General features: G+C 68.2%; 3 protein-coding genes. All 3 read left to right on the plus strand.

The window, feature by feature from the left end; translation table 11 throughout:
• The coding region (locus DBR34_RS04385; RefSeq protein ID WP_128095869.1) for an endonuclease at positions 1-1,190 on the plus strand (1,190 nt) is incomplete at its 5' end.
• Between the two features lie 70 nt (positions 1,191-1,260).
• Complete coding sequence (gene cutA / locus DBR34_RS04390; RefSeq protein WP_128095870.1) at positions 1,261-1,599, plus strand: divalent-cation tolerance protein CutA; 339 nt, start codon at positions 1,261-1,263, stop codon at positions 1,597-1,599.
• On the plus strand, positions 1,599-1,993 hold a 395-nt coding region (locus DBR34_RS04395), incomplete at its 3' end, for a protein-disulfide reductase DsbD domain-containing protein (protein WP_258223661.1). The genes cutA and DBR34_RS04395, both read left to right, overlap by 1 nt.

Consider the following 1,993-nt stretch of genomic DNA (forward strand, 5'->3'; position numbering starts at 1 on the left):
CCCCCGAACAGGGCGCCAGCACCTTCCCCGCCGCCGCCGACCTCCGCGTCACCTTCAGCGAAACCGTCACCCTGGCCAGCGGCGCGTTCGTGCTCAGCTGCGGCCAGTCCGGCACCGTGCCGCTCAGCCACGCCAGCAGCGGCAGCACCTTCACCGTCTCCACCAACACCGCCCTGGTGGCCGGCGAAGCCTGCCGGTTCGACATCCGCGCCACCAAGGTCAGCGACGCCCAGGGCGCCCGCCCCGCCGCCGACACCCGCATTGCCTTCACCGTGGCCAGCAGCACCGGCAACCCGGACCCGGGCAATCCCGACCCCGGCAACCCGGGCACCCCCGGCGAGTACTACTCGCGCGTCAACACCGCCAACCCCAGCCAGCTGCGCTGCTCGCTGCATGAAACCATCAAGGGCCACACCGCCTACCCGTACAGCGGCTCGGGCACCAGCACCTGGACCATCCTGGAAATCGCCGACGAAGATCCCAACAACAGCGGCAAGATCCTGGACGCCTACCGCAACCGCAGCTACACCAAGGTAAGCGGCCGCGCGGGCACCGGCAGCGGCTTGACCTACAACCGCGAACACACCTGGCCGAACTCGCTGGGCTTTGCCAACACCACCGGCGACAAGGGCCTGCCGTATGCGCCCTACACCGACACCCACATGCTGTACCTGACCGACGCACAGTGGAACGCCGACCGCGGCAACAAGCCGTTCGGCAAGTGCGACAGCAACTGCGGCGAGCGCGCCACCGAGTCCAACAACGGCTTTGGCGGCGGCAGCGGTGGCTACCCCGGCAACTCCAACTGGGTGCGCACGCCGGACGGCAATACCGGCACCTTCGAAGTGTGGGGCCACCGCAAGGGCGACATGGCGCGGGCCGTGATGTACATGGCCATCCGCTATGAAGGGGGCAAAGACGCCAAGACCGGGCAGTCCGAACCCGACCTGGAGCTGACCGACGACCGGGCCAAAATCGTCAAGACCTCGGCCTCGCCGGCGTACATGGGCCTGCTCTCGACCCTGATCGAATGGCACCTGTCCGATCCGCCGGATGCCGCCGAACGCGCCCGCAATGAAGTGATTTACAGCTTCCAGGGCAACCGCAACCCGTTCATCGACCACCCCGAATGGGCCACCCCGGCCCTGTTCACCTCGGCCAAGCCGACCAGCTGCCAGCTGCTCAACTGAGCCCCGCCGGCCGGCGCCGCAACGGCGCCGGCCGGACCATCCGGGTCTGGCAGTCCTATACTCGGCGGTCATGTCGACCGTCGATCCCATATTCATGCTGTTCACCACCTGCCCCGACGCGGCCACCGCGACGCGGCTGGCGCGTGCGCTGGTGGAAGAACGCCTGGCGGCGTGTGTCACCCGCCTGGACGGGGCGCACTCCACCTACCGCTGGCACGGGGAGATCAGCGAGGACCACGAGGTCCAACTGCTGATCAAGACCACCGGCAGCCGCCTGGACGCGGCCATCGCACGGGTGCAGGCCCTGCATCCGTATGAACTCCCGGAGTGCATCGCGGTCGAAACCCGCGTCGGCCTGCCGGCGTACCTGGACTGGATTCGGGCGCAGACCCGTGAGGAAACTGATTGATGACGCTGCTTCGTCGTGTTGCCGCGCTGTGCGCGTTGTTCGTGGTGTCCCTGCCGGCGTGGGCCGTCAGCGAGAAAGACCTGCTGCCGGTGGACGAAGCGTTCGGGCTGACCGCGCAGGCGCGTGATCGCGACCGCGTCGAGATCAGCTGGAAGATCGCGCCGGGCTATTACCTGTACCGCCACCGCACCACGGTCAAGGCCGATGCCGGCTTTGCCGCCGAGGCATTGCAGATGCCGGCCGGCAAGAAGCACCACGACGACTTCTTCGGCGAGGTGGAAACCTACCGCGAGCGGCTCACCGCCGTGCTGCCGGGCAAGGCCGACGACGGCACCGACACGGTGACCCTGGAAGTGCGTTACCAGGGCTGCGCCGATGCCGGCGTGTGCTACCC

This window comes from Stenotrophomonas sp. HMWF003 (assembly GCF_003061285.1).
GTDB classification, from domain to species: domain Bacteria; phylum Pseudomonadota; class Gammaproteobacteria; order Xanthomonadales; family Xanthomonadaceae; genus Stenotrophomonas; species Stenotrophomonas maltophilia_AP.

What these genes read in the sequence shown, in the direction of transcription:
- cutA (WP_128095870.1), top strand. Translation starts at nt 1,261, where the DNA reads ATGTCGACCGTCGATCCCATATTCATGCTGTTCACCACCTGCCCCGAC.